This is a genomic window from Bradyrhizobium sp. NAS80.1 (genome assembly GCF_001908205.1).
GTDB lineage: Bacteria > Pseudomonadota > Alphaproteobacteria > Rhizobiales > Xanthobacteraceae > Bradyrhizobium.
This window is the reverse complement of the sequence record NZ_LGHL01000420.1, coordinates 1-1,201: the sequence shown is the minus strand read 5'-3', so window position 1 is coordinate 1,201 and position 1,201 is coordinate 1. Positions and strand designations below refer to the sequence as shown.

Genomic DNA, 1,201 nt, shown 5'->3' with positions numbered 1-1,201 from the left:
TACAGAACTCGACGTTGTTCCTCGCGAGGACGATCAGGAATTTCTGCTCGAATGCTGGAAGCAGTGCCTGGCCGAAATGATGGCCGACGTTGAGAAGCAAAGCGCCGCTCGAAAGACGCATTCCAAACGGTCAAGGCAGAGTCGTTGGCGGCAGTTGCGGAGGCGCGCGCGGCTTTTGCCGACACGCTGCTCAAGCTGGACCGCGCGATCGACGAGCGTCTCGGAAGTCTGCGGAGGCTCATTGACGAAAAGAGCGGTCCGCGCGTGCATCCATACGTCGAGGACAAGGTGCACTATCAGGGAGATCTGGTCACGCACGAAGGCTCAACCTATCAGGCCCTGTGCGACACCGGCCGTGCGCCGCCAGATGAGGAGCATTGGATCTGTGTCGCCGCGGGCGGTCTCGATGGCCTTTCGTTTCGCGTGAGGGGCACCTATCAGCAAGACGAGCCGTATTCCAGATTTGACGTTGTCGCCCTCAATGGCGGGAGCTTTGTCGCACGCCGCAATAGTCCCGGTCCATGTCCGGGCGACGATTGGCAGGCGCTCTGCTTCCAGGGGAAGAAAGGACGTGCTGGACCGAAAGGCGATCCTGGCGAACGCGGCCGTTCCGGCGCATCGATCAAGGGATGCGAGCTTGAGGCCGAGCGGTACACGTTGATCCTGAACCAAAGCGATGGCACGTCGCTCAGTATTAACCTGCGCCCGCTCTTTGAGGCCTATCATGCGGAGTGCAACGGATGAGCACAAAGCTACCTTATATTAAGGCAGACGCCGTCCCTTACTGGACCTGTGGCATCAAGGGCTGGCTGCTTGATCGGGAGAACTATCGCATCATTCCGCTTTGTCGGTCGCCCGATGAGTACGTTGGACCCCCAATCGAACTGAACCGCGAGATGTGGGAAGAATTGGAGCGCATGGCGAGCGGCGATTTGATTGAAACAAATGTCGCCTGCGGCCCTCCTGCCCCAGTTCCTTTCTAGTCGCCAAGCTTCACTGCTCTCAGGCTAGACCGGAAGACGGACACGCGGCCAAACCGACGCGAATGACCCTGGCTGTGTAAAAACGCGAATGATCGAGACTCGGCTAGAATTACATTCTTCAGTTCGTCGTCTAAGTTGAAGCCACGTGCTAGCCTAAGCGCTAGAACCGCCTTGGACGAATAACTTCTTCTATCGCGCTCAAGCGCCTTGGCGTTTTC

The 1,201-nt window shown here is 58.1% G+C and carries 2 protein-coding genes; both read left to right on the top strand.

Annotated elements, in window-relative coordinates; translation table 11 throughout:
• The first annotated feature begins 144 nt into the window (after positions 1 to 144).
• Positions 145 to 744, top strand: coding sequence for a hypothetical protein (locus AC629_RS43990; RefSeq protein WP_084810800.1), 600 nt, complete (start codon positions 145 to 147; stop codon positions 742 to 744).
• Positions 741 to 983, top strand: coding sequence for a hypothetical protein (locus AC629_RS46365; RefSeq protein ID WP_143199946.1), 243 nt, complete (start codon positions 741 to 743; stop codon positions 981 to 983). Before AC629_RS43990 ends, AC629_RS46365 begins: the two co-directional genes overlap by 4 nt.
• Positions 984 to 1,201: the final 218 nt, after the last annotated feature.

What these genes read in the sequence shown, in the direction of transcription:
- AC629_RS46365 (WP_143199946.1), top strand. Translation starts at nt 741, where the DNA reads ATGAGCACAAAGCTACCTTATATTAAGGCAGACGCCGTCCCTTACTGG.